At 50.0% G+C, this 19,594-nt stretch carries 21 protein-coding genes; 9 read left to right on the top strand and 12 right to left on the bottom strand.

What is annotated here, in order from left to right; genetic code table 11:
- The first annotated feature begins 443 nt into the window (after positions 1-443).
- Positions 444-1,013, top strand: coding sequence for a uracil-DNA glycosylase family protein (locus C2M17_RS13860; protein WP_105201316.1), 570 nt, complete (start codon positions 444-446; stop codon positions 1,011-1,013).
- 39 nt (positions 1,014-1,052) lie between these two features.
- On the opposite strand, the gene C2M17_RS13855 is transcribed toward C2M17_RS13860, so the two are convergent.
- Positions 1,053-1,604, bottom strand: coding sequence for a TetR/AcrR family transcriptional regulator (locus C2M17_RS13855; RefSeq protein WP_105201315.1), 552 nt, complete (start codon positions 1,602-1,604; stop codon positions 1,053-1,055).
- A 131-nt stretch (positions 1,605-1,735) separates the two neighbouring features.
- Here C2M17_RS13855 and C2M17_RS13850 point away from each other — a divergent pair, with 131 nt between their 5' ends.
- Positions 1,736-2,188 (top strand): HPP family protein, encoded by a 453-nt coding sequence (locus C2M17_RS13850; protein WP_105201314.1) that lies wholly within the window; start codon positions 1,736-1,738, stop codon positions 2,186-2,188.
- Positions 2,189-2,234: 46 nt separating this feature from the next.
- Here the strand turns inward: C2M17_RS13850 and C2M17_RS13845 are convergent, their stop codons facing one another.
- Both C2M17_RS13845 and C2M17_RS13840 read right to left on the bottom strand, forming a co-directional pair.
- On the bottom strand, positions 2,235-3,089 hold the full coding sequence (locus C2M17_RS13845; RefSeq protein WP_105201313.1) for a DMT family transporter: 855 nt from the start codon (positions 3,087-3,089) through the stop codon (positions 2,235-2,237).
- Between the two features lie 135 nt (positions 3,090-3,224).
- Entirely contained in the window at positions 3,225-3,803 is a 579-nt protein-coding gene (locus C2M17_RS13840) for a short-chain dehydrogenase (protein WP_105201312.1), read from the bottom strand.
- Between the two features lie 184 nt (positions 3,804-3,987).
- Between C2M17_RS13840 and arfB the strand changes: the two genes are divergently transcribed.
- Positions 3,988-4,401 carry an alternative ribosome rescue aminoacyl-tRNA hydrolase ArfB gene (gene arfB / locus C2M17_RS13835; RefSeq protein WP_105201311.1) on the top strand — a complete coding sequence of 138 codons (414 nt, stop codon included), beginning with the start codon at positions 3,988-3,990 and terminating at the stop codon, positions 4,399-4,401.
- 14 nt (positions 4,402-4,415) lie between these two features.
- Here the strand turns inward: arfB and C2M17_RS13830 are convergent, their stop codons facing one another.
- The 6 genes from C2M17_RS13830 to C2M17_RS13805 all read right to left on the bottom strand — a co-directional run bounded on the left by C2M17_RS13830 (position 4,416) and on the right by C2M17_RS13805 (position 9,553).
- Entirely contained in the window at positions 4,416-4,919 is a 504-nt protein-coding gene (locus C2M17_RS13830; protein WP_158684033.1) for a hypothetical protein, read from the bottom strand.
- A complete protein-coding gene (locus C2M17_RS13825) occupies positions 4,891-5,916 on the bottom strand; it encodes a DUF2955 domain-containing protein (RefSeq protein WP_105201309.1) in 1,026 nt (341 codons plus the stop codon). The genes C2M17_RS13830 and C2M17_RS13825 overlap by 29 nt, the downstream gene beginning before the upstream one ends.
- 16 nt (positions 5,917-5,932) lie before the next feature.
- Positions 5,933-7,012: an HlyD family secretion protein gene (locus C2M17_RS13820; RefSeq protein ID WP_233998005.1), complete on the bottom strand. Its 1,080-nt coding sequence runs from the start codon at positions 7,010-7,012 to the stop codon at positions 5,933-5,935.
- Positions 7,009-7,476 carry a MarR family winged helix-turn-helix transcriptional regulator gene (locus C2M17_RS13815; RefSeq protein ID WP_105201308.1) on the bottom strand — a complete coding sequence of 156 codons (468 nt, stop codon included), beginning with the start codon at positions 7,474-7,476 and terminating at the stop codon, positions 7,009-7,011. The genes C2M17_RS13820 and C2M17_RS13815 overlap by 4 nt, the downstream gene beginning before the upstream one ends.
- 173 nt (positions 7,477-7,649) lie before the next feature.
- Positions 7,650-8,489, bottom strand: coding sequence for a DUF4198 domain-containing protein (locus C2M17_RS13810; RefSeq protein ID WP_233998004.1), 840 nt, complete (start codon positions 8,487-8,489; stop codon positions 7,650-7,652).
- Complete coding sequence (locus C2M17_RS13805; protein ID WP_105201307.1) at positions 8,486-9,553, bottom strand: PepSY-associated TM helix domain-containing protein; 1,068 nt, start codon at positions 9,551-9,553, stop codon at positions 8,486-8,488. The genes C2M17_RS13810 and C2M17_RS13805 overlap by 4 nt, the downstream gene beginning before the upstream one ends.
- Positions 9,554-9,691: 138 nt before the next feature.
- On the opposite strand from C2M17_RS13805, the gene C2M17_RS13800 reads away from it, so the two are divergent.
- Complete coding sequence (locus tag C2M17_RS13800; RefSeq protein ID WP_105201306.1) at positions 9,692-10,618, top strand: LysR family transcriptional regulator; 927 nt, start codon at positions 9,692-9,694, stop codon at positions 10,616-10,618.
- A gap of 10 nt (positions 10,619-10,628) precedes the next feature.
- Here C2M17_RS13800 and C2M17_RS13795 read toward each other — a convergent pair whose 3' ends face one another.
- Complete coding sequence (locus C2M17_RS13795; protein ID WP_105201305.1) at positions 10,629-11,552, bottom strand: NAD-dependent epimerase/dehydratase family protein; 924 nt, start codon at positions 11,550-11,552, stop codon at positions 10,629-10,631.
- Between the two features lie 441 nt (positions 11,553-11,993).
- Between C2M17_RS13795 and C2M17_RS13790 the strand changes: the two genes are divergently transcribed.
- Positions 11,994-12,302 carry a hypothetical protein gene (locus C2M17_RS13790; protein WP_105201304.1) on the top strand — a complete coding sequence of 103 codons (309 nt, stop codon included), beginning with the start codon at positions 11,994-11,996 and terminating at the stop codon, positions 12,300-12,302.
- Positions 12,303-12,461: 159 nt separating this feature from the next.
- On the opposite strand, the gene C2M17_RS13785 is transcribed toward C2M17_RS13790, so the two are convergent.
- The gene (locus tag C2M17_RS13785) at positions 12,462-13,877 is read right to left on the bottom strand and encodes a serine hydrolase domain-containing protein (protein ID WP_105201677.1); all 1,416 of its coding nucleotides are present in this window, start codon (positions 13,875-13,877) and stop codon (positions 12,462-12,464) included.
- A 346-nt stretch (positions 13,878-14,223) separates the two neighbouring features.
- Between C2M17_RS13785 and C2M17_RS13780 the strand changes: the two genes are divergently transcribed.
- Together C2M17_RS13780 and C2M17_RS13775 are read left to right on the top strand one after the other, a co-directional pair.
- Complete coding sequence (locus C2M17_RS13780; RefSeq protein WP_233998003.1) at positions 14,224-14,562, top strand: MerR family DNA-binding protein; 339 nt, start codon at positions 14,224-14,226, stop codon at positions 14,560-14,562.
- A gap of 122 nt (positions 14,563-14,684) precedes the next feature.
- Complete coding sequence (locus tag C2M17_RS13775; RefSeq protein ID WP_105201302.1) at positions 14,685-15,713, top strand: energy transducer TonB; 1,029 nt, start codon at positions 14,685-14,687, stop codon at positions 15,711-15,713.
- Between the two features lie 203 nt (positions 15,714-15,916).
- On the opposite strand, the gene C2M17_RS13770 is transcribed toward C2M17_RS13775, so the two are convergent.
- Entirely contained in the window at positions 15,917-16,324 is a 408-nt protein-coding gene (locus tag C2M17_RS13770; RefSeq protein ID WP_105201301.1) for a hypothetical protein, read from the bottom strand.
- A 357-nt stretch (positions 16,325-16,681) separates the two neighbouring features.
- Here C2M17_RS13770 and C2M17_RS13765 point away from each other — a divergent pair, with 357 nt between their 5' ends.
- Both C2M17_RS13765 and C2M17_RS13760 read left to right on the top strand, forming a co-directional pair.
- Entirely contained in the window at positions 16,682-17,821 is a 1,140-nt protein-coding gene (locus C2M17_RS13765; RefSeq protein ID WP_105201300.1) for a serine hydrolase domain-containing protein, read from the top strand.
- A gap of 241 nt (positions 17,822-18,062) precedes the next feature.
- The gene (locus C2M17_RS13760; protein ID WP_105201676.1) at positions 18,063-19,529 is read left to right on the top strand and encodes a DEAD/DEAH box helicase; all 1,467 of its coding nucleotides are present in this window, start codon (positions 18,063-18,065) and stop codon (positions 19,527-19,529) included.
- Positions 19,530-19,594 lie beyond the last annotated feature (65 nt).

Raw genomic sequence — 19,594 nt, 5'->3', positions numbered from 1 at the left:
TAGTTGAGGGCATCGGTATAAAGTTGTAAAGGGGGTTTACAGATCATTATTTTACTAAGTGAGGCTTGTTGAGTTAGTAAAATATTGATCTTAACCCTGGGCATAAGCAGGATAAGGGCAGTTGCTTAGATAAATTCGGTTAAAGAGATCCAATAGGTGCAGTCGCTTTCGTGTAAGCGAAGGGGGTTATACGCCGGCAACCACTCGTATAACAGGTTTTATAGCCATTTTTGCTACCTATTTAGCTGCCGAGCAGCGGCTTTGCCCCTGATCAGTTGGTAAAAATCTGATCTGTGTTGAGATCAATATTTTACTAACTAGGTCATCAAGTTAGTAAAACTATGATCCCAATAATAACAATACCTTGTAGTGCCAGCCTATTTTGCTTGTCGCTGTCCCGCGCTATCAGCTAGGCTGTAATAAAGCCTTTGATCAGCCTACGCATGGATTTACTCGATAAAATACGCGCCTGCACCTTGTGTAAGGCGTATCTGCCCTTGCCGCCCAAACCCGTGTTGCAGCTTCACTGTGATGCAAAAATACTGATCGCCGGACAGGCGCCGGGGATCCATGCCCACAATGCCGGACGGCCTTTTGACGATGCCAGTGGTGTGCGGCTGAGACAATGGTTGGGGGTAACGGAGGAGGACTTCTACGATGCGCACAAGTTTGCCATTGTGCCCATGGGATTTTGCTATCCAGGCACAGGTAAACAAGGCGATCTGCCGCCGCGTCCTGAATGTGCTGCAACCTGGCGTGAGCAGGTGCTTGAGGCCTTACCACAACGGCAACTGACCTTGGTGTTAGGCCAGTATGCCATGCGTTATCATTTGCAAAAACGCTATAAAACCGTCACAGCTGCGGTACAGGACTGGCGTAGCCAATGGCCGGATACGCTGGCGCTTCCCCATCCTAGCCCGCGTAATAATATCTGGCTTAAGCGCAACCCCTGGTTTGAACAAGAGCTCTTACCGGAGCTGAAAACCCGCGTTGCTACAGTCCTGGCGCAATAGTTTCCTTAAATCACTAGATCTTTAGCATTCGCTCCAGGGCTAGGCTTGTTGCAACAAGCCTAGTGCGGCTTGCTTGCCATTGGCAGCGATGCGTTCGCCTTCGCCATAGGTCGCTTTTACTATGGCTCCTTCAACGAGCAGGGCGATTAATGGGGCTTTGATTACTAACTCTGGGGTAAGCAACGTCGCGATAAAGGCTTCCACTTCGGCTTTATGCGCTGCGCAATGGCGCAAAATCTCGGTATGGCTGGCATCAAACTCGCCTTGGCTATTAATAAAAAAACAGCCTCGGTAGGCGCCTAACGCCTGCACTTCACCGCTAAACCATAGCGCTAAGGCGTCGAATAGGGCGGCGATTTTCTGCTCTGGCTCCTGGCCTTGAACGGCGCCGCTAAGCCAGTGCATAAAATTGTGATGGCGCACGTCTAGGGTGGCAAGGATCAGCTCATCCTTACTATTAAAGTGATGATAGAGGGTCTTTTTTGCTACACCGGATTCCGCTAATACCTGGTTAATGCCGACGGCGCGTATGCCGTGGCGATAAAAAAGCGTCAACGCCGTGTCTATCAGCACCTGCCTTTTGTCTTGCATGATTCAGTTCCTACAGCTTGCGGCGCTGATATCTGGCGCCGAATGAAAATAGCTTGACACAGGTAGACCGTGTTGTCTACCTTAAAAAGTAGAACGAGTTGTCTACTTAAAGGGAAAAGGAAGTGAATACAATGATAAAGCACGTTATCGCTGGCTTTGGTGCGGCCATAGCAATCGGGGTATTGGCCTATTTGGATAGTTTAAACACGCAAATGCTGTGGTTGATGGCGCCCTTTGGCGCCACGACAGTGCTGGTATTTGGTGTGCCTAATAGCCCATTAGCCCGGGCAAAAAATGTTATTTTGGGGCATCTTGTCACCGCATTTATTGGCGTGGTATTTAGTTTGTATGCGCCTATCACGCCCCTAAGCATGGCCATAGCGACGGGACTGGCGGTGAGCTTGATGTTGGTGAGCGATACCACCCATCCTCCTGCCGGTGCTAATCCCGTGCTGATCATGCTGGCGCAACAAGGCTGGATGTATTTGTTGTCGCCGGTTTTGATCGGCGCCGTGTTAATCGTGCTCCTGGCCTCAATTCAGCGCCGGGTAGTGGCGCGTTTTGAGGCCTTACCCCAGCATTAGGGTGTGAGCGACCAATAAAAAGGGGGTGTAAACCCCCTTGCCAAATTCAGCTTTGCTTGTTGAAGTACTTTTCGTTAAGAACCAGCGCCGCCATAATGATGCCGCCGCCCAAGGTGAGGCGCCAGATATCGGCGTCGCGGTTCCATATCAATACATTTACCAGGATCCCCGCTGGGATAAGCAGATTGTTCATCACCGCTAGGGTACCGACATTGACCAGGGTCGCGCCCTTATTCCAGGCAAAATACCCGAGCCCGGAGGCGACCAAACCGAGATAAACCAAAACCGTCCATTGCGTCGTCGTTTGCGGCAGCGCTGTGGTATCGCCAAACAGGGCATAACAGCTTAAGGCCACCACCAAAGCGCCAATATAAAAACAGGCAAATATTTGATGCTGAGCCAGGCCTGGGTTTTGAGCCATAAGGCGTTTATACAGCACCTGACCGCTGGCAAAACACAGGTTTGCCGCCTGGACTATGGCAAAACCAAGGATAAAGCCCTGATTAATGCCATCGAAGCGAATAGCCACGGCGCCGACTATGGCCAGCAGCGCTACCATAAAAAAGCCTGGGTTAAAACGTCCGTCCAAGGCATCGTTGAGCAAGGTGACATACAGGGGCGTCATTACAGTAAATAGCAGCACTTCCGGCACGGTTAAGTACAAAAAGGAGTGATAGTAAAACGCGTACATCAGGCCTAATTGCACCGCACCTATGGCCATCAGCTTGCACGTCATAGCAAGTGTCAGTTGGGGCAGGCGTAAAAAGGGTAGAAATACCAAGGTCGCCAGGGCGATACGTGTCAGCACGGAAAACCAGGGATCAACCTGACCGGCCAGATACACGCCAATCAGGCTAAATGAAAATGCCCACAGCAAGGTGGTGGCGAGAAGATAGGTCATAAGGAGTTATTATTGCCATTGTCATGGCGCTATTATGACGCGGAAGACGGAGACTGCGAAGAGGGGAGGGAGTTTTGTTTAAAAGGGTGCTGAAAATAGGGCGTAGACAGGCGCCTACGCCTTTTTTTGCGGGTACTATTGCACGTAGGCGCTAAACAGCTGCTGCAGCTGTGGCATATATTCGCTGACAATAGCGAGGTTGTTATCGCTAATCTCTTCCTTGCTCGCCTCATTGGCCTTGCCCAGGGCGCCTAGGAGCGAATTGCTGTCGCTGCTCTTGCTGCCGGAGAGGCTTTGCAGACCACCCATTACCTGGTCTACACGCTGCTGGTTTTCGGCAGAAAGGCTGCCTTTCATATTGGCCAGGTAGGCGCTGCTGATCTCACTGCCCACGCTGATAAGCTGCTCTGGAGTAAAGCCATAAGCGCTTAGCATGGTGGCAAACTCCTGATACATGCCGTTGTCTTTTAACATGGTGATGGCGCTGTTCATCATGGCATTATTCGTTGTGCTCGCATCGCCTTGTTGTTCCTGTTGGGCGCCAAGCAGGGCACCAGCGTCAATACCGCCCTGGTAATCCGCCCAATCGGTCACCGTAGGAGCGGCTTTAAGAAATTTTTCTACGTCCGCAGTGGTAAGCTCCAGTGCCCAGGCCTGAGCCGAGCTAAATGCCGCTGATGCGGCCAGGGTAAGTGCGATAAATATCTTTTTCATTGTTATCTCCATTAATAAATCTTGATTTGCGTCGCGCTCGTCACCATTTTAGAGTGGAAGCCTATTTGGATTACACTGATTGGGTCACATTGACTGGGTCACATTGACTCTATGATAGACTCTAAAGGCGATGATAATAGGCTAGAGCCTTTAAGCTAAGATGAACAGCTAAGTTGAACAAGTAATGCTACAAATTTCCAACTCCGTAACCATAGATGAATGGGAAGTCGAACTCAGTGCGATCCGCTCACAAGGCGCCGGAGGCCAGAACGTCAATAAGGTGGCGACAGCCATTCATTTGCGTTTCGATATCAAGCGCTCAAAACTACCCGACTTCTATAAAGAGCGGCTCTTGGCGTATCGCGACAGCCGTATCACCAAGGACGGCGTCATAGTGATCAAGTCGCAAAGTCACCGCACCCAGGAGCAAAACCGCGAAGAAGCCTTGCAGCGCTTAAAGGAGCTCATTTTGGCCGCTACCAAGGTGGAAAAAAAGCGCCATGCTACCAAGCCTACCCGCAGTACTCAGCGCAAGCGGGTCGACCAAAAAGTGCAGCGTGGGCGCACCAAGGAATTAAGGAAACTGCCAAAGATCTAAGGCCCTCAGCGGCCTTAACTCACAATCTCAACGTGCGGCATGTTTTGTTGAATATAGGCTTTTAAGTCGTCCAAATAACTGCCGTCGAACACCAGCTGCAACTGCCCGCCACCATTGTAGGCAAGCTGGAACAGTCCCTTATCATCGCAGCGCTCAATCACCACCTTATACACTTCATAAATTGGCAAAGCGACCTTACCCACTTTGAGAAGCTGCCCTTCAACTTTTATTTTTGCCAAAGGGTTAGTGGTATTTATCTGAGGTGAAGATAAATTGAGGCGCAAAATTAGCGCGAAGTTGGCGAGCATGGCTAGGGCGAACAGCAGATTACTCCCACTGATAAAGCTTCCAATCAAAGCGCATACGGCCACTGCAGCAATAGGGTATACCCACCAAGATTTCTGTTCCTGTTTTAAAGAGACCCTGTGCATCATCATCCTTGTTGTCCCTGTTTTAGCGTAATTGTAACCTCGAATTCCTAAAATAACCTTAAAAATAAGTATGATGGCGCGTCGCACTAAAGCGGTTGAGCAAGTGATGTATTAAATAAACCAGGCATAGGCTGACGGCGATGGCCACGCAGACCGAGCTAAAGCGATACAGGGCGCTGTAGATTAAATCCTGATCCGGTGCCAAAGATTGGCCGAACAAAATACCGAAGGTGGTGATCACACCAAAGCCAATACCCGGCAGCCCACCGCCAAGCACATGGTAGCGACTGAACACAAAGGTTAAGATCCATAGCACCAAGATCGGAAATAATAGAATCTGGCTGTAGTTAAACAGCAGAATTTGCGCCCCTAATGCCAGGTTACAGCCTATCAAGGTGCCAATGATGCGCTGCCAGCCCGCCATGCCCGCCGCCTTCCAACACAGCGGCAGGAGGATCAGGATAGAGGCGGCCTGAGCCGATACCGAGTCTTGTAAGTCCAAAACCTGGAAGGTAATAAAAGACATGGTGGTGACGCTGGCACACAAAAGCACTTCATGGCGTACGCTGGCATTGTCTTTCGCTGGGCGCTGAGGCAAGGTGCGTGGCGCTACGTCCGGGAACAACCAGTGCATCAAATAGGCGCTGCCCAAACTGACACTTACGGCCAGGACATTGCTAAAAATAAGCTCATACAGGTCCATGCCCGCAGGGCTATAACTGGCGAAATGCCACTGAATCGACAACCCCACCACGCTGAGCGCGCCGAATAAGAAATTCACGCCACGACTCATCTGGTAAAACAAAAAGGCAAAGACCAAAAATGCCGCCAGCGACATGAGCACAGGGTGAAACCCCAGCAGACCTTGCACCATAAGAACTGCAAAGGCACAAAAGAGCGCGCTGGCGACAAACTGGCAGGCAATATGGGCATTGATCACAGGTACCATTCCCAGCAGCAGCATGGGGTAAACGGTAAAAAAGATGCCCATGGGCCAGTTGAATAGCTTACTTAGGGTAAAACCTAGGGTCGCACCACTGGCGATACGTAGCATTTGTCGAACATCGTTGGCAGTCAGCGTCATAATTCCACCTCTTCCATCAATAGATGTAGTGCATCAGGCTGACGAATTTAATTTGCACCTTGGCGAGGGCGGCGCGAATACCGCCGTCGGGAATAATCTGCACCGTAGCGCGGGAGCCGCTTGGTAAGTAGGTTAATTTAGCGCTCGATTGCGGCTCAAGTTGCAAATGGATGCGCTGGCGCTGTGCGTCGCGTACCCAGCGATTTGACGTTTCTACCTGAGCCAGGGCGCCGTTAGCATTAAGCTGACCATCGCTGGAGCCGGCGGAAAATTCGCTGACATGGGCGCTAAAAACCTGACCGGGCAGGGCGTCGAAGCTCACCAGAGCGGTTTTGCCAACACGCACATGGTAGAGCGACTTTTCGCGAAAATCGGCGGCCAGATCCAGGCTGTTTGCAACCAGGCCTGTCATGGCCATGCCAGCCTTGGCATAGGTGCCTGTGGTCACCTGCAGGTTGCTGATCACGCCATCATGGGGCGCTAGTACCTGGGTATAGCTTAGGTTCAATTGGGCCTGGGCCAGAGCATTTTTGGCCTGTTGCAAGGCAACATTGTTGTCGCCGTGGTCGCCACGCTTGATTTTGGCAGCCTGGATTTTCGCTTTAATGGCACTGACCTGGGCCTTGGCGGTGGCCAGGCCGGCGGTAATTTCATCGCTTTGCTGCTCGGAAATCGCTTTGCTTACGAGTAGAGCGGCACTTCGCTTGTGTAAGCGTTGCTGTTCATTGAGCTTGGCCTTAGCGGCGCTTAAATCGGCGTTGAGGGCGCTAATGTCGGCATCGAGCTGCTGATTTTGCAATTGTACCTGCGCCAGGGCTAACTCGGCCTGCTGCACCGCTAACTCGTAAGGTCGGGGATTGATGCGCATCAGTAACTGGCCGGCTTTTACCGGCTCGTTATTACTTACTTCCACCGCCACAATATCGCCGTTTACTTGGGGTGTGATCTGGGTTACCTGATGGTACACCCGCGCTTGGGGAGTCATCGGCATATAAAGGTCGGCGACGATAAAATAGCCAAAACACAGGATAAAAAAGCCGATGGCGATTTTTACGTATCGGGCAAATTGTTGATCTGGGGTGCGGGGCTGGCTCACAACTGCTCCTCCTGTATTAAATTAAGGGCATTTTCTTCAAGTTGGATCAGGCCTTGGGCAAGGCCGTTGAGTTGCTCGTCGCTGAGGTTCCTATAGAGCTGAGTTTTAATCTCGGCAATACGGGCGCGCAACAGCACCATTTGCTGGTGTCCTTGCTCGGTAAAATACAGGCGTCGACAACGTTTATCCTGACTATCGACTCGGCGTTCGATAATCTCACTTTGCTCCAACTGCTTAAGGGTGCGCGTCAGGCTTGGCATTTCGAGCCCCAAATTAGTCGCTAACTCATGCTGAGTACAGCCCTCACCAAGGTGCTGCATATACATCATGGCCGTCCACCTTGGCTGGGTAAAACCCAAGGGCTCTACCGCCACCGAAATAGCCTGACGACAAATACGATGAACGCGACCCAGTTGCCCACACAGGCTTAGATCCAGGGTTTCATGAAAAGGGGTATCGGACATGAGCAACAATTCCAAATTAGTTAGCGTGCTAATTAGTTTAATTTAGTTAGCATGCTAAGTAAATGTTGTTTACTGCTTAAATCTATGTGCTAAGGCTAGCTTCTTGATAGGAAAATAAAAAAAGGGCTCTCAGGAACGCTGTAAAGCCCGTTTACATAGCCAGTTATTGCTGCTTAAAGAGGAAGAACCTCGAATACCACCACATAGCTGCCGCGGCGCATGGTCGCCGGTGCCTTGCCTTGATTGTCCTCATATTCGGCTTCGAGCCAATACATGCCCGGCTCGCTAAACTCCAGGGTGAATTTACCGTTTTGGTCGGTGCTGAGTTCGGTAGCCACCTGTTGATCGCGATATCGCTCATCCTGACGTACCAGGGTTATGGTCGTGCCCGGTGCGGCTTCACCATCCATTAGAAACTGCATGTCAGCCGCTTCTCCTACGTATAAATCGTTGGGGTGGGTGAGGGCATTGAGTTCCAGACCTTGCCCCGTAGGCTCAAGGGCCACTGCATTCGGCGCTCCTAAGGTGACAAAGGTTTCCATGCGGCGCGCTACCTCACTGACTTGCAAATCCTTGGCGTTTTTCGGCACCTGCTCGGCGAATTGCTCCACCGTGCCCGTTTTTCCGCGTCCAGGCCACCTTTGCTCTTGTCCTTGAGCATCGACCCAGCGCGCCATGAGGGAGCGGCTGGCGTTGAATATCCGATAGGTACCGGCGTTGGTCAGGTGCAGGTCAAACACGCTGCGATAGCGCAGTTTGGCGCTGTTTTGCAGGGCCACTGCTTTGCCATCTGGCCCTACTGCGGACAGGCGTTGCAGCGGGTAGGCATGGTGATCCGGATTGAAAATACCATTGGCTATGGCCGCATCGAAGGTGATCCAGGCCTCATCGCCGGATACTACTGTGGTGTTGGGTTTTAGCCAGGCGCGGTGGGCGTGGGCGTTGTGTCCGAATAAAACGCTGGCACTTAGGCTGGCGCAGATAATAAGGGATGATAATTTAACTAGCTTCACAGCTTGGGCTCCATGGTTAGGGTAATAGTACCGAGCTCGTGCTTTCCTTGCTCGGTGAGAGTGATCGATTCGCCGCTGGGCAGGGCGATGGGTATTTGCACTAATTCGCGACCACCCAGTTCACGCGCCGCTTCAATATTCAGGCTGTAATTGCCATTCGGCAGGGCTTTTATGTCCGTCATAAAAGGGCTTAAATCCAGTGTTACCGTGCCCGGTCGGCGAGTGGCGCCGGTTACGCCATCGACAGGTAGGCTTAGGCTGCGACCGCTGCGACGCCACCATAGGCGTAAATCTTTAAGCCATTTTTCGCCTTCGCGGTCGGCCATTTTGGTGTCGTACCAATGCGCCAGGTTTATCACCGCCTTGCCTTGTTCGTCGGCCAGCCAAATGGCGACATAGGGCGGGTGATATTCGGCCACCGTCAGTCTGGGGATCTCCACCTCTAGCTGACTTCTTTGTGCCGCGTGCGCGGGTATGGCCAGTACCAAAGCGGGAATGCCAAGCCCCGCCAGTACTAGGGGCCAGGTTGACTTGCGGCCCTTGGCATAGCGTTTAAGCAGCAGCAATCCGGTGAGTGAAAAGACGATACAGGCAATGGAGAAGAGATCGAGAAACAGACTCCACCAGATGCCGGTGTTGCGGCCCTTATGCAGGTCGTTAAAATAGGCGACCAAGCCGCGATGAGTCGCTTCCTGGTAAAACTCGCCCGTGTCCAGGGCCACGGTAAACCAGGAATCACTGCCCGCCTTAGGCATGGCGACATAGAGCTCAAAGTCGCTCCACTGTATTTGCGCATTGGCGGCTAACCTTTGCTTGGTTTGCCCTGTATACCAGGTGGCAAAACTTTGTGGCAGTTGCTCGCGCTGATTGGCAGCGGCGAGCTGGGTTAAAATTGCACCGGGTACTCGGGCTTCGACTTGTGTTACTTGTGCCTGGCTTTCAATGCTGCCGGCGTGATTGAGGGTGATGCCGGTGATGGCGAACAACAACATGCCGAATAGGCATACCGCCGAGCTTATCCAATGCCAGGCTTTGAGATCCCAAAGCTTACTGCGTTTAGTCACGTATTTACTCCAGTTCGACGTGGCAATTTTTACGTCCAAATAAAAGAAATGATATTCATTATCATTTAATGTTATGATGTCGCCATCTTAGGAGCAATTGGCTTTTACTTAAAGCTGATATAAGTAACGCTTAACATAATGAATTCTAAAATAACGCGCGCGCTACAGGTGTTTGTGAAAACGGTTGATGCGGGCAATATGAGTCACGCGGCGGCACAGCTGAATATGACAGCTTCGGCGGTGAGTCAGCAGATAACCAAGTTAGAGCAGGACATAGGTTTAAGCCTGTTTAATCGTAATACCCGTAAACTGACGCTGACCGAGGCGGGGGAAATCTATTACGCCTCGGCGCAGCAGCTGTTGGCCACCGCCAAACGAGCGCAGCAGCAGCTGGAACAGTTGCAGCACACCCCGTCGGGACGGTTGAAAATAGTCGCCCCCATAGGCTTTGGTGGCGGCCTGTTAAGCCAGCCTATTAAGCAACTTACGGAGCGCTTTCCTAAAATCGAGCTGCAATTAACGCTTACCGATGAGCCCTTCGATATTATCGCTGCAGGGGTCGATCTTGCTATCTGTATAGGCCCTTTACACGACTCAACATTAATTGCCCGCCACCTAGCCGACTGGCAGCTGATCCCCTGTGTCAGCAGCGCACATCCGCTGGCGCAAACAGACTCAGAGAACCCGCAAGCCCTGACTGCGCACACCCTCATTGGCCATGTCAACTCTAAGCGTTTGGCCCTGGCGTTAACCCATGAGCACAGCGGGGAAAGCTGCTCTTTGGATGAGCCCAAATTGATGGTCAATAACATGCAGACGGTGATCCAGCTAACCTTGGACGGCATAGGTTATGGCATGCTGCCAGAGCCGGAGGTGCGCCATCTAATCGCCGCAGGCAAGCTCAAGCGCCTATGCCCGCAGTGGCATTTACCCCATTACAGCGTGTACGCGGTCACCCCGCACCGGGATGCGGTGGCGGCCAAAACCCGCGCCGCCATCGACAGTCTGCGCACCTGGTTTGAACAGGTGTCTAATGATCCGGACTTGTTTGTGGGAGCAAGCTAGAAGGAGACCTTTACCCTTGCACCAAGGTAGTACGAATGCCCTGCTCATAGGGAGTCACTGCAAAATCGGGGAAGCGGGCTTTAAACTTGTCTGAGACAAAAATATTGTCTGTGGTGTAGCGCGGCAGCAGCTCTTTTGTTTCCCTCAGCTGTTTATTAAACAGGCTGACGAGGCTATGTTGCAAGCCTCTTAGCACCTTGTAGCAGCATGGCTTGCCAAGCACCCGCGCGGCGGTGGCGATAAATTCTTTGTAGGTCAGGCGAGTATCATCGCAGGGCAGGTGCCAGGTTTGGCCATACGCATCCTCGGTGTTGCCTAACAGCGCCATGGCACGGCTGGCGTCGGGCGTGTAAATTAGGGTACGCAAGGTATCATCACGTAAGAATACCAAGGCCTGTTGGTTGGCGCGTAACTTATCTAAGACGGTCGCATTGGTAATACTTTGCGTTTTCCCCGGCCCATAGAACTCAGGCGCTCGACAGATCATGGCCTTAACTTCACCTTTTTGCATCGCTTCTAACAGCATGGTGGTGATCTGCGCCCGCACGCGGCCTTTGGCTCCATAAGGTTTAAACGGCGCGTCTTCCGTTTGTGGCACATTGTTTTGCTCATACATATAGGTGTTGTCGAAATACACCAGCTTAGCGCTGTGAGTCGCACAGGCCTTGATGACATTGGCCATCATAATCGGCCATTGTTGCACCCAAATAGCAGAGTCGATGGGCAGCCCCGCAGTGAAATACACTATGCTGGAGCCCGCAATCGCGTCATGCGTTTGCTGGGCGTCTAATAAGTCGGCACTGAGCAGCTCATCCGTCGGGTTTATCTTGCTTGGACTGCGGCTAACAAGGCGTATTGCCTGGGTATGCTCTTGGTATAAGGCCTTCGCCAGTTCAGTACCAATTTGCCCACTCGCTCCAAGTATGGTTTGCATAAGATGCTCCGCGATTGTGTGAATATGGCTATCACTCTAACCTTAAAGTTAACTTTAATGTCAAACGTAAATATGAATAAGGTATGGAGGGGGAGCAAAGATTAACTGGGACGCCGGGAAAGGAGAGGTTAGTTATGGTGAATATGGTTTTGTCTCTGAGACTGTTTTTAACGACATATCGTCTTTTATCCTTCCACCGAAATTACTGTTTATACATCCATAATCGATGAGTTTCTCCCATAGTCAGGAAAACGACCCAATGGGTCGTTTTTGTCGTGTCCACGTTTATAGCAACTTAGCGTAACTTCAATGCTGGTAAGTACTTTCTAAATTTGCTATCAATGGTCATAGGACAAAAACGAGACAGATTGCGGCAGAAAAACGACCCAATCGCTCGATATTAAATTGTTATATTTCTTAATCAAGCCAACAGGGAATCCAATGAACTCAGAAGACATTCAAAAAATCCTCAATGATCCTACCAAGCTTCAGGAGTTTGCGGATTTAAATAATTTGGCAGTTTTGGCAGCCAAAGAAATACTTCAGCGATTACTTGAAAAACCGGAAGTTTCTGAGGAGGCTAATAAATATATTTGGTCGGACAATAGCAGCGCAGATTTAAAGGGTTATGCTGCTGGGGAAGAAAAAGGATACAAGAGAGGCCACGAAGCAGGTTTTGTTAAAGGTGCATTTCTTGGGGTGTTGGCTGCTGGCTCAGCAGTCGCTGCATATGTCTTTAGCAAGAAATAAATATAACAAACCGCTCAAACACGTTACAGCCACAAAAAGCGTGGCCTCCACTGCACTCGCTAACGCTCGCCGTTTAGCGGGGCGTTACCACCGTCCGCCTCTGGCACAGAGCCGCCAATCAGACCCCCCAGGGCTGTGTTAAAGGGGTCGGTTTACTACCTACTTATCAAGTGCTTCAAGAACCTTATCGGCCAGCTCCCAGGGATTGAAGCCTTGCTTGCCATAGTCGAGTCCACGGCGAACAATCACCAGCTCTTTTTCGGGGATCACCACGACAAACTGGCCGCGATTACCGCGTGTGGTAAAGGCTTTTGCTGGGCCGTTATTCTTATCCGCCTTGCGCAGCCACCACTGGGCGCCGTAGTCGTAGCCTCGCGTTGCTGACGCGGGCGCAGGGGTGGTTGAGTATGCTAACCACTGCGGCGAGATGATTTGCTCGCCAAACCATTTGCCGCCATTGACGTACAGCATACCGAAGCGCGCCAAGTCACGCGCCGTTGTGTACATTTGGCTGCTAAAGATGAAGTCGCCATATTGGTCTGTGCTGACAAGCGTGTTGTACATCCCGAGCTTGTTGAACAGTTCACGCGACGGGAATTGGTGGTACTGTGCAACACTATCAAAGGTGTTTTTAAACGACATGGTTGCGAGCAGCGTGTCGTAGTTTTCATAGTCCCAAAAGGTGCCCGGCTCGCGTACAAGGCCCCGATTCACGGCACCCGCTGCCGAGCTCTCACCCGCCCAATACGCAAGGCCTGAGCCGTTTGCGTACTCCATATTGAAGCTATCGACAGGGTAGAGCCCAGAAGACATTTGCAACGCATTGCCCAAGGTGATTTTATGGCGCGGGTCGGCCTCAGGGTTTGCAAGCTGTGGCGACCACTCCAGGTTCAATGAGCTAGTCACCGCCATTTCTTTACGGTCGATCTTGATACCTGCTAGTGTCGCAAACACACTCTTCGCCGTGCTCCAGGTGCGCGTTTTGGTGTCGCGATTTACGCCCTCAGCATAGCGCTCCAGCATGATATTACCGCGATGAACGATCACTAGGCTTAATGTATCTTGTTCATCCGTTGGGGTATTGAATGCCCAGTCGGCAACAGCGTCCATTGCCTGTTTTTGTGTTGCCGACTTAAATTGATATTCGGCGGTGGCATCCCCCATTGGCCAAGGTGTTGTTGCATAGTCTTTTGGAGCCGGTGCTAAATCGATGCGAGGCAGCGTATCGGCAACGCTGAAATCTTGGTCTGGGCGCAGCACCACACAGCCTATGCCATCGCGAAAAATAGCGCGGATAGTCACACCCGACTCATTGCTAATGGCCACGCCGCGAATATCCTTATCTATGTGCACTGATTTCGATGGCTCTATGCCAAACTTACCGGGAATGTACTTCAGCTCCTGTGCATTAATTTGTTCAATGGTGCGGTTAGAGGTAAACAAGCCATTGCAGGTCAGCACGGCCTGCACGCCAAGGTGGATCATCTCTCGTTGCGGCTCAAATACATCGTACTGGGCGTGCGCACTGTGCAGATGCAGAAAAAGAAAAGAGGCGAGAAATGTGGTTCGTTTCATTGCATGACCTTTGTTATTTTTGGAGCGCATGGCTGTCGGGTTACGCTTAGCTATTTAAGCCGATTAAAAAACTCTAACCTTTGAGCGCAACTGCGCCAAAGAAATGCGCTGAATCGCGGAGTTTATCTAACAGTCTAAAACTGGCATAAGCATAGCCGATGGAAGTGTACGATATACTTTGTGTAGGACGAGTGTGAGGAGGGCGCAATGCGTTATAAGGTGCAAATGAATAAACTTAAATGTAAGTGCTTACAAACTTTTTGGGCCAGTTATGAAAATAGGTGAGCTTGCAAAACGCACTGGCTTGGCTGCATCCAAGATTCGCTTTTAGGAGGACATCGGCCTGTTGCAACTGGTTGAGCGTAAGGCCAATGGGTATCGCAGCTATCCTCCCGAAGCGGAAGTGGTGCTCAAGCTGATTGTTGATGGCCAAAAGGCCGGCTTTAGCCTGGACGAGCTGCGTCAGTTGCTGCCCGCTGATATGGAGAACTGGCAACACGACTCCCTGCTTGGGGCAATTAGGCAAAAACTAGCGGACATAGAGGCCTTACAGGTAACTTTGGCCGAAAATAAAAAGCAGTTAATGCACATCCTTTCTGAAATCGAATCCAAACCCGAGGACATGGACTGTGCAGACAACGCCAAGCGGGTGCTGGCACAACTGGGGTTGGTGGAACGGAAATGAGAGAAACATTTGGAGTCATGGGAAATAGGCCTAAGTACTTGTTAAGTAGTTAAATTGACGAGAACGCTATTAAGGGGTAGCTTAGGTGAAGTATAAAAATCAATCTAATCACAGGGAATAGTATGAAAAAGTTATCTAGCATCTTTTGCATGGCATGTGCGATGAACAGCAGTTGGTTGTTAGCGAACCAATGGGAACTTGAACAACGAGTAGAGCCAAGATACCCCATTGAAGCTGCAAAGAGCTCACAGGAAGGCTGTGTGAACGTGCAGTTTTTCGTCAACAGTGACGGTGTGCCCACTTATCTGGAAGTGCTAAAAAGCTTACCTAAAGGAACGTTTGACGAAGCGGCAATAAAAGCGCTGGAACAGTGGCGCTATAGTCCGACTGAAACAAACACAGATCGCGTTCCTGAACGTATGAAGGTTTCATTATCCTTTGCCTTGTCACCCAATCCTGATTTCGTTTATGAATGTGATGCGGTATTAACTGCCGAGTCAGAAAATATGGCCTCGTTCAGAAAAAGTCGACTTTCAACACCCATAGTTGCAAGTGACTCTGTAGTTAAAAAGCAATCACTTGAAAGGATTTTCACGGTATTAACTGACACCGAGAAAGAACACTTTGTGAAAAGCTATTCTCAGTTGGAGTTAAAAAAGGGTGGTTCGAATAAAGGTGACTCACCCATCTCCGCGATTGATGGTCTCACTTATCATCAAATTATCCGACTTGCCGATGAGCAGAGTTCAGAAATTGATTCGCTGAGCGCCAAAGGTAATGACAAGTCCATGCAGCCAAGCACTGAGCAACTGCCAATCATGAGTTTTCCTGAGTTTTTGGCCACATGGAATATTGAAGATTTGTCGATGGGGATGGAATCTGAACTGTTCAAACAAATATCGTATCGTCAATTGAAGACCGAGGTATTGATAAATAGTGATGGCTCTGCCCAATTACTTAGTACATGTAGAGACGTGAGTAAGGAGATGCAAGCCGCGCTAGAATCACAGATAGCGGATTGGGAGATATCAAGCAAAGTACAATCACCCGAGGCGGGAAGGTTTATTTATTTGGTACCTTCGCCAAAAGAGCCCGGTGCTTATGTCGATTGTGATGATGCGTGGAATGATAAGCATCAGCAATCTATGTAGATTCGCCTTCTAATCACAGAAAGGCCATGACCAAAAAAAGCAGCCTATTCCTATTAGTGAAAAGGCTGCATTAAAACCTGATAAGTACATTACTAACCCCAAGTCTGAGAGGGGCAGACACCTAATTAAGCACATAGATGGCTTCTTGTGCCGACATAACCCGTCATCCCATCTTGAGAATTTCACATGCGGTCAGAGCTAGTCTAATTACTTACCTTTAAAATCGGGAACTTACTAAAGCCGAAGTTGAGCGTCAGGGTGACAATTTCTTTGCCGTTAAACTTGCGTTCGAACTTCATCGGGTTGATATGCTCGCAGTTACCAAGAATGGCCACAAAATGCGTGTGATTAAGAGAGCGGCCGCCGCTTGAGCTGTTTTCTACGGTAACGATAACCTGGCGCTCGCCCTCGTCCGAGCTCATTGAGTAATAATCCAGGAGTTCAAACTCGTTTTGAAACGGGTGCAATTCTTTATCGTTCTCGCAATAGATTTCGCTGTTTTTAAACGGCGTATTATCCAGCCTTAGGGTCTTATCGGCGTCCTCGGTTTGCCCATAAGTCGATGCCATAAGCAGCGACAAAGCAAAAGCTTTTGTCGTTATGTTCGTCATAGATTCTTCCTTTTATTTAGCGTCTGTGAGCGACTGGGCTCGCGCTCGCTCTTTGCCGTTGCTGTGAATCACATATTGAAGTGACCCGCTCTTATCTAGGGGCATTTTCAATCCTGTATTACCTATATTGATAACAAAGCATACGCACTTTTGCCAGCTTGGATTTTTATCGCAACACAGCTTCCTATTTGCACGCCCGGTGCCGCTCTTTTCGTTTGCGCACAGTTACTTCCGATTAAAAATGCCTTTACAATTCAACTGGCTAGATTCAGGATGCATGGTATGAACATAAGGTTGAAACAAGATATCAGCCTGACGAGGTTACATCATTATCGCTAATTGGGTTAAGGACAAGGTATGGGTCTTCGTATTACCACCACACTTCTGAGCAGCGCTTTGTTTTTGCTTAGCCCTAGCGGCTATAGCCTGGCCGACACAACACACAGTAAAGCCCCTTTACAGCCCGCCCAGGCGAGTGTGAAGTCTCAAATGAAGTCACAAGATCTAAGGGCCCTAAGTGCCGCCATCAAAGCGCTGATTGATGATGCATCACAGCCATTTAGTGGCAGCGTGATTTTGCTTGAAGATGGCAAGGCGCAATTAGCACTGCAAAAAGGCGAGGGGATTGACCAAAATTCCAGTTTCGTTGTGGCGTCCCTTTCTAAACAAATCACCGCCACCTTAGTATTGCGGGCGGTTGATGCCGGTAAGCTGGATTTAACGCGCTCACTCAATAGTTATCTTTTTGCGGATGAAACCAACGACGGCGCTAAGCAAAATGCTGTTGAGCAGCACAGATACGATGAGCGAATTACCCTGCATCATCTGCTCAGCCACACATCAGGCGTTGATGCTTTGGGTAAAGCCAATCGCTTTGCGCCTGGGAGCCAGTTTCAATATTCCAACCATGGTTATGCCCTTTTAGGTCAACTACTTGAAAAGGTAAACAAGCAAGCATTCGCTGAGCAGGTGGCGCAATTCGCCAAGGACACGCAGCTTAATGCGCTGTACGCCCAAACAGGGAGTATTGAGCATATTCGTCGCAACCTGACGACACTTGCCGTTGGCTTCGATGAAGCCGATACCCTGATTGCCGCGAACATAGATATCGACGAGTCATTACTCCCGGGTGGAGGCTTGATAGCCTCGGCACCGACTTTTGCCTCGTTTGCGCATAAATTACATTCCGGCGAATTACTCAGCCCTAAGAGCTATGAACTGATGACGCGCGCTCATACCAAGATGGATTTTTTCTGGCCGAACATGAACTATGGCTATGGCCTTAGGCTCAACAGTGACGACGACCTTAGAGAATATAGCCATACCGGGTATTTACCCGGGTATATGTCTATGTCGCTTCACTACCCGGAATTTAATTTAGATCTTGTGATGCTGGAAAACATCTCCCTTAATCTCAATGATATGGAGCGAGTGTTCGATCTGCATAATCAAATACGCCAAGCCGTTCGCGCTCATTTACTGCATAAAAAAAGCTAATTTTGGCCAACAGTTTAGAAGGGTGTGCACATTGAATTTGGCAGCAATAGTGCCTATTGGGTGTGAAATAAGTGAAAAAGTGCGGGTTATCTTTGTAATTGTGGCCAGAGTCCTTTAATCTTCGCATCCGAAACCTTTTCTGGTGAAATAACCGTCAGCCGTATTTTGCCACCCATACCGAGTTTATATGACCAACAAACAATCAGCGCCAGTGACCACTTCTATTCAATCCGACGATAATATCCAGTTCAGCGACCTAGGCCTGCAGCCGAAGCTATTACAAGCGGTCGAACAGCAGGGCTATAAGCACCCATCGCCTATCCAGGCCAAAGGCATACCCGCGGTATTATCCGGTAAAGATGTGATGGCGGCAGCGCAAACCGGCACGGGTAAAACGGCTGGATTCACCTTACCCATGCTGGAAATACTCAGTAAAGGTCAGCGTGCGCAAAATAATAATGTTCGCGCCCTGGTGCTAACACCCACCAGAGAGCTCGCGGCGCAAGTCGGCGAGAGTGTTGCAACCTATGGTCAGCAATTAGCACTGAGTTATTCCGTGGTCTTCGGTGGTGTGAAGATTAACCCACAGATGATGCAGTTGCGCCGCGGCGCAGATATCTTGGTTGCTACACCAGGACGATTACTCGATTTGTATCAGCAGAACGCCATCAAGTTTAATCAACTTGAGATGCTGGTGCTGGATGAAGCCGATCGCATGCTGGACATGGGCTTTATTCACGATATTCGTAAAATAATTAAATTATTACCGGCAAAGCGTCAGAACTTACTCTACTCGGCGACTTTTTCCGATGAAATTCGTGATTTAGCCAAGACCATAGTGACAGATCCGCTCGAGATTTCGGTGGTGCCACCTAACACGACGGCGAAAACCGTTGAGCAGTGGGTGTATCCAGTTGATAAATCCCGTAAAACGGCCTTGCTGAGCCATCTGATCAAAGAAAATGATTGGCAGCAGGTGCTGATATTTAGCCGCACCAAGCACGGTGCCAACCGTATCGCCCGTAATTTAGAAACCCGTGGCATCCCATCGACGGCAATTCACGGCAATAAGAGCCAGGGCACCCGAACCAAAGCCTTGGCTGGGTTTAAAGACGGCAGCATACAAGCACTCGTTGCCACGGATATCGCCGCGCGCGGCATAGATATAGATCAATTGCCCTGTGTGATTAACTACGATCTTCCCAATATTGCAGAAGACTATGTGCACCGTATCGGTCGAACCGGCCGAGCTGGGGCTTCCGGCTTAGCGATTTCTTTTGTGATTGCCGATGATGCGAAAGATCTAAACGACATCGAAAACCTAATTCAGCAATTGTTACCAAGAAAAGTGATTGCCGGATTTGAGCCAACGAATGAGTTGCCTGAAAGTACCCTCAAACCGCTTAAGCCAAAGAAACCGAAGAAGCCGAAAAAACCTAAAGTGAGTGTTGACGGTCAAGCTCAGGCTTCAGAAAGTAACGCACAAAATGCTCCGGCTAAAAGCAAAGAACAAACCGATAGACGTGGTCATTCCCACCACGCTAACAAAGCGCGTCGTCGTCCTGCCAACTCAAACAACCAACGTAAGCAAGGTGGCGCAGGGAAGGGGCAAGGCCAAGGGAAGGGACAAGGTCAGGGTCAAGGCCAGGGTGAAGGTCAAGGCAGAAGAAGTAATCAGTCTCGAAATAGACGCCCTGCAGGCAGGTAATGACTTAATTGATTGACGTGTTTGTCGGAGGGCATTTCAGATCATATTTTTACTAACTCCACACA

Origin of the sequence: Pseudoalteromonas sp. T1lg10, assembly GCF_002964545.1 — a bacterium.
Lineage (GTDB): Bacteria > Pseudomonadota > Gammaproteobacteria > Enterobacterales > Alteromonadaceae > Pseudoalteromonas.
This window is presented reverse-complemented; position numbering and strand designations above follow the sequence as displayed.

Coding starts and splice junctions, on each gene's coding strand:
- C2M17_RS13860 (WP_105201316.1), top strand. CDS start 444: ATGGATTTACTCGATAAAATACGCGCCTGCACCTTGTGTAAGGCGTAT.
- C2M17_RS13855 (WP_105201315.1), bottom strand. CDS start 1,604: ATGCAAGACAAAAGGCAGGTGCTGATAGACACGGCGTTGACGCTTTTT.
- C2M17_RS13850 (WP_105201314.1), top strand. CDS start 1,736: ATGATAAAGCACGTTATCGCTGGCTTTGGTGCGGCCATAGCAATCGGG.
- C2M17_RS13845 (WP_105201313.1), bottom strand. CDS start 3,089: ATGACCTATCTTCTCGCCACCACCTTGCTGTGGGCATTTTCATTTAGC.
- C2M17_RS13840 (WP_105201312.1), bottom strand. CDS start 3,803: ATGAAAAAGATATTTATCGCACTTACCCTGGCCGCATCAGCGGCATTT.
- arfB (WP_105201311.1), top strand. CDS start 3,988: ATGCTACAAATTTCCAACTCCGTAACCATAGATGAATGGGAAGTCGAA.
- C2M17_RS13825 (WP_105201309.1), bottom strand. CDS start 5,916: ATGACGCTGACTGCCAACGATGTTCGACAAATGCTACGTATCGCCAGT.
- C2M17_RS13815 (WP_105201308.1), bottom strand. CDS start 7,476: ATGTCCGATACCCCTTTTCATGAAACCCTGGATCTAAGCCTGTGTGGG.
- C2M17_RS13800 (WP_105201306.1), top strand. CDS start 9,692: ATGAATTCTAAAATAACGCGCGCGCTACAGGTGTTTGTGAAAACGGTT.
- C2M17_RS13795 (WP_105201305.1), bottom strand. CDS start 11,552: ATGCAAACCATACTTGGAGCGAGTGGGCAAATTGGTACTGAACTGGCG.
- C2M17_RS13790 (WP_105201304.1), top strand. CDS start 11,994: ATGAACTCAGAAGACATTCAAAAAATCCTCAATGATCCTACCAAGCTT.
- C2M17_RS13785 (WP_105201677.1), bottom strand. CDS start 13,877: ATGAAACGAACCACATTTCTCGCCTCTTTTCTTTTTCTGCATCTGCAC.
- C2M17_RS13775 (WP_105201302.1), top strand. CDS start 14,685: ATGAAAAAGTTATCTAGCATCTTTTGCATGGCATGTGCGATGAACAGC.
- C2M17_RS13770 (WP_105201301.1), bottom strand. CDS start 16,324: ATGACGAACATAACGACAAAAGCTTTTGCTTTGTCGCTGCTTATGGCA.
- C2M17_RS13765 (WP_105201300.1), top strand. CDS start 16,682: ATGGGTCTTCGTATTACCACCACACTTCTGAGCAGCGCTTTGTTTTTG.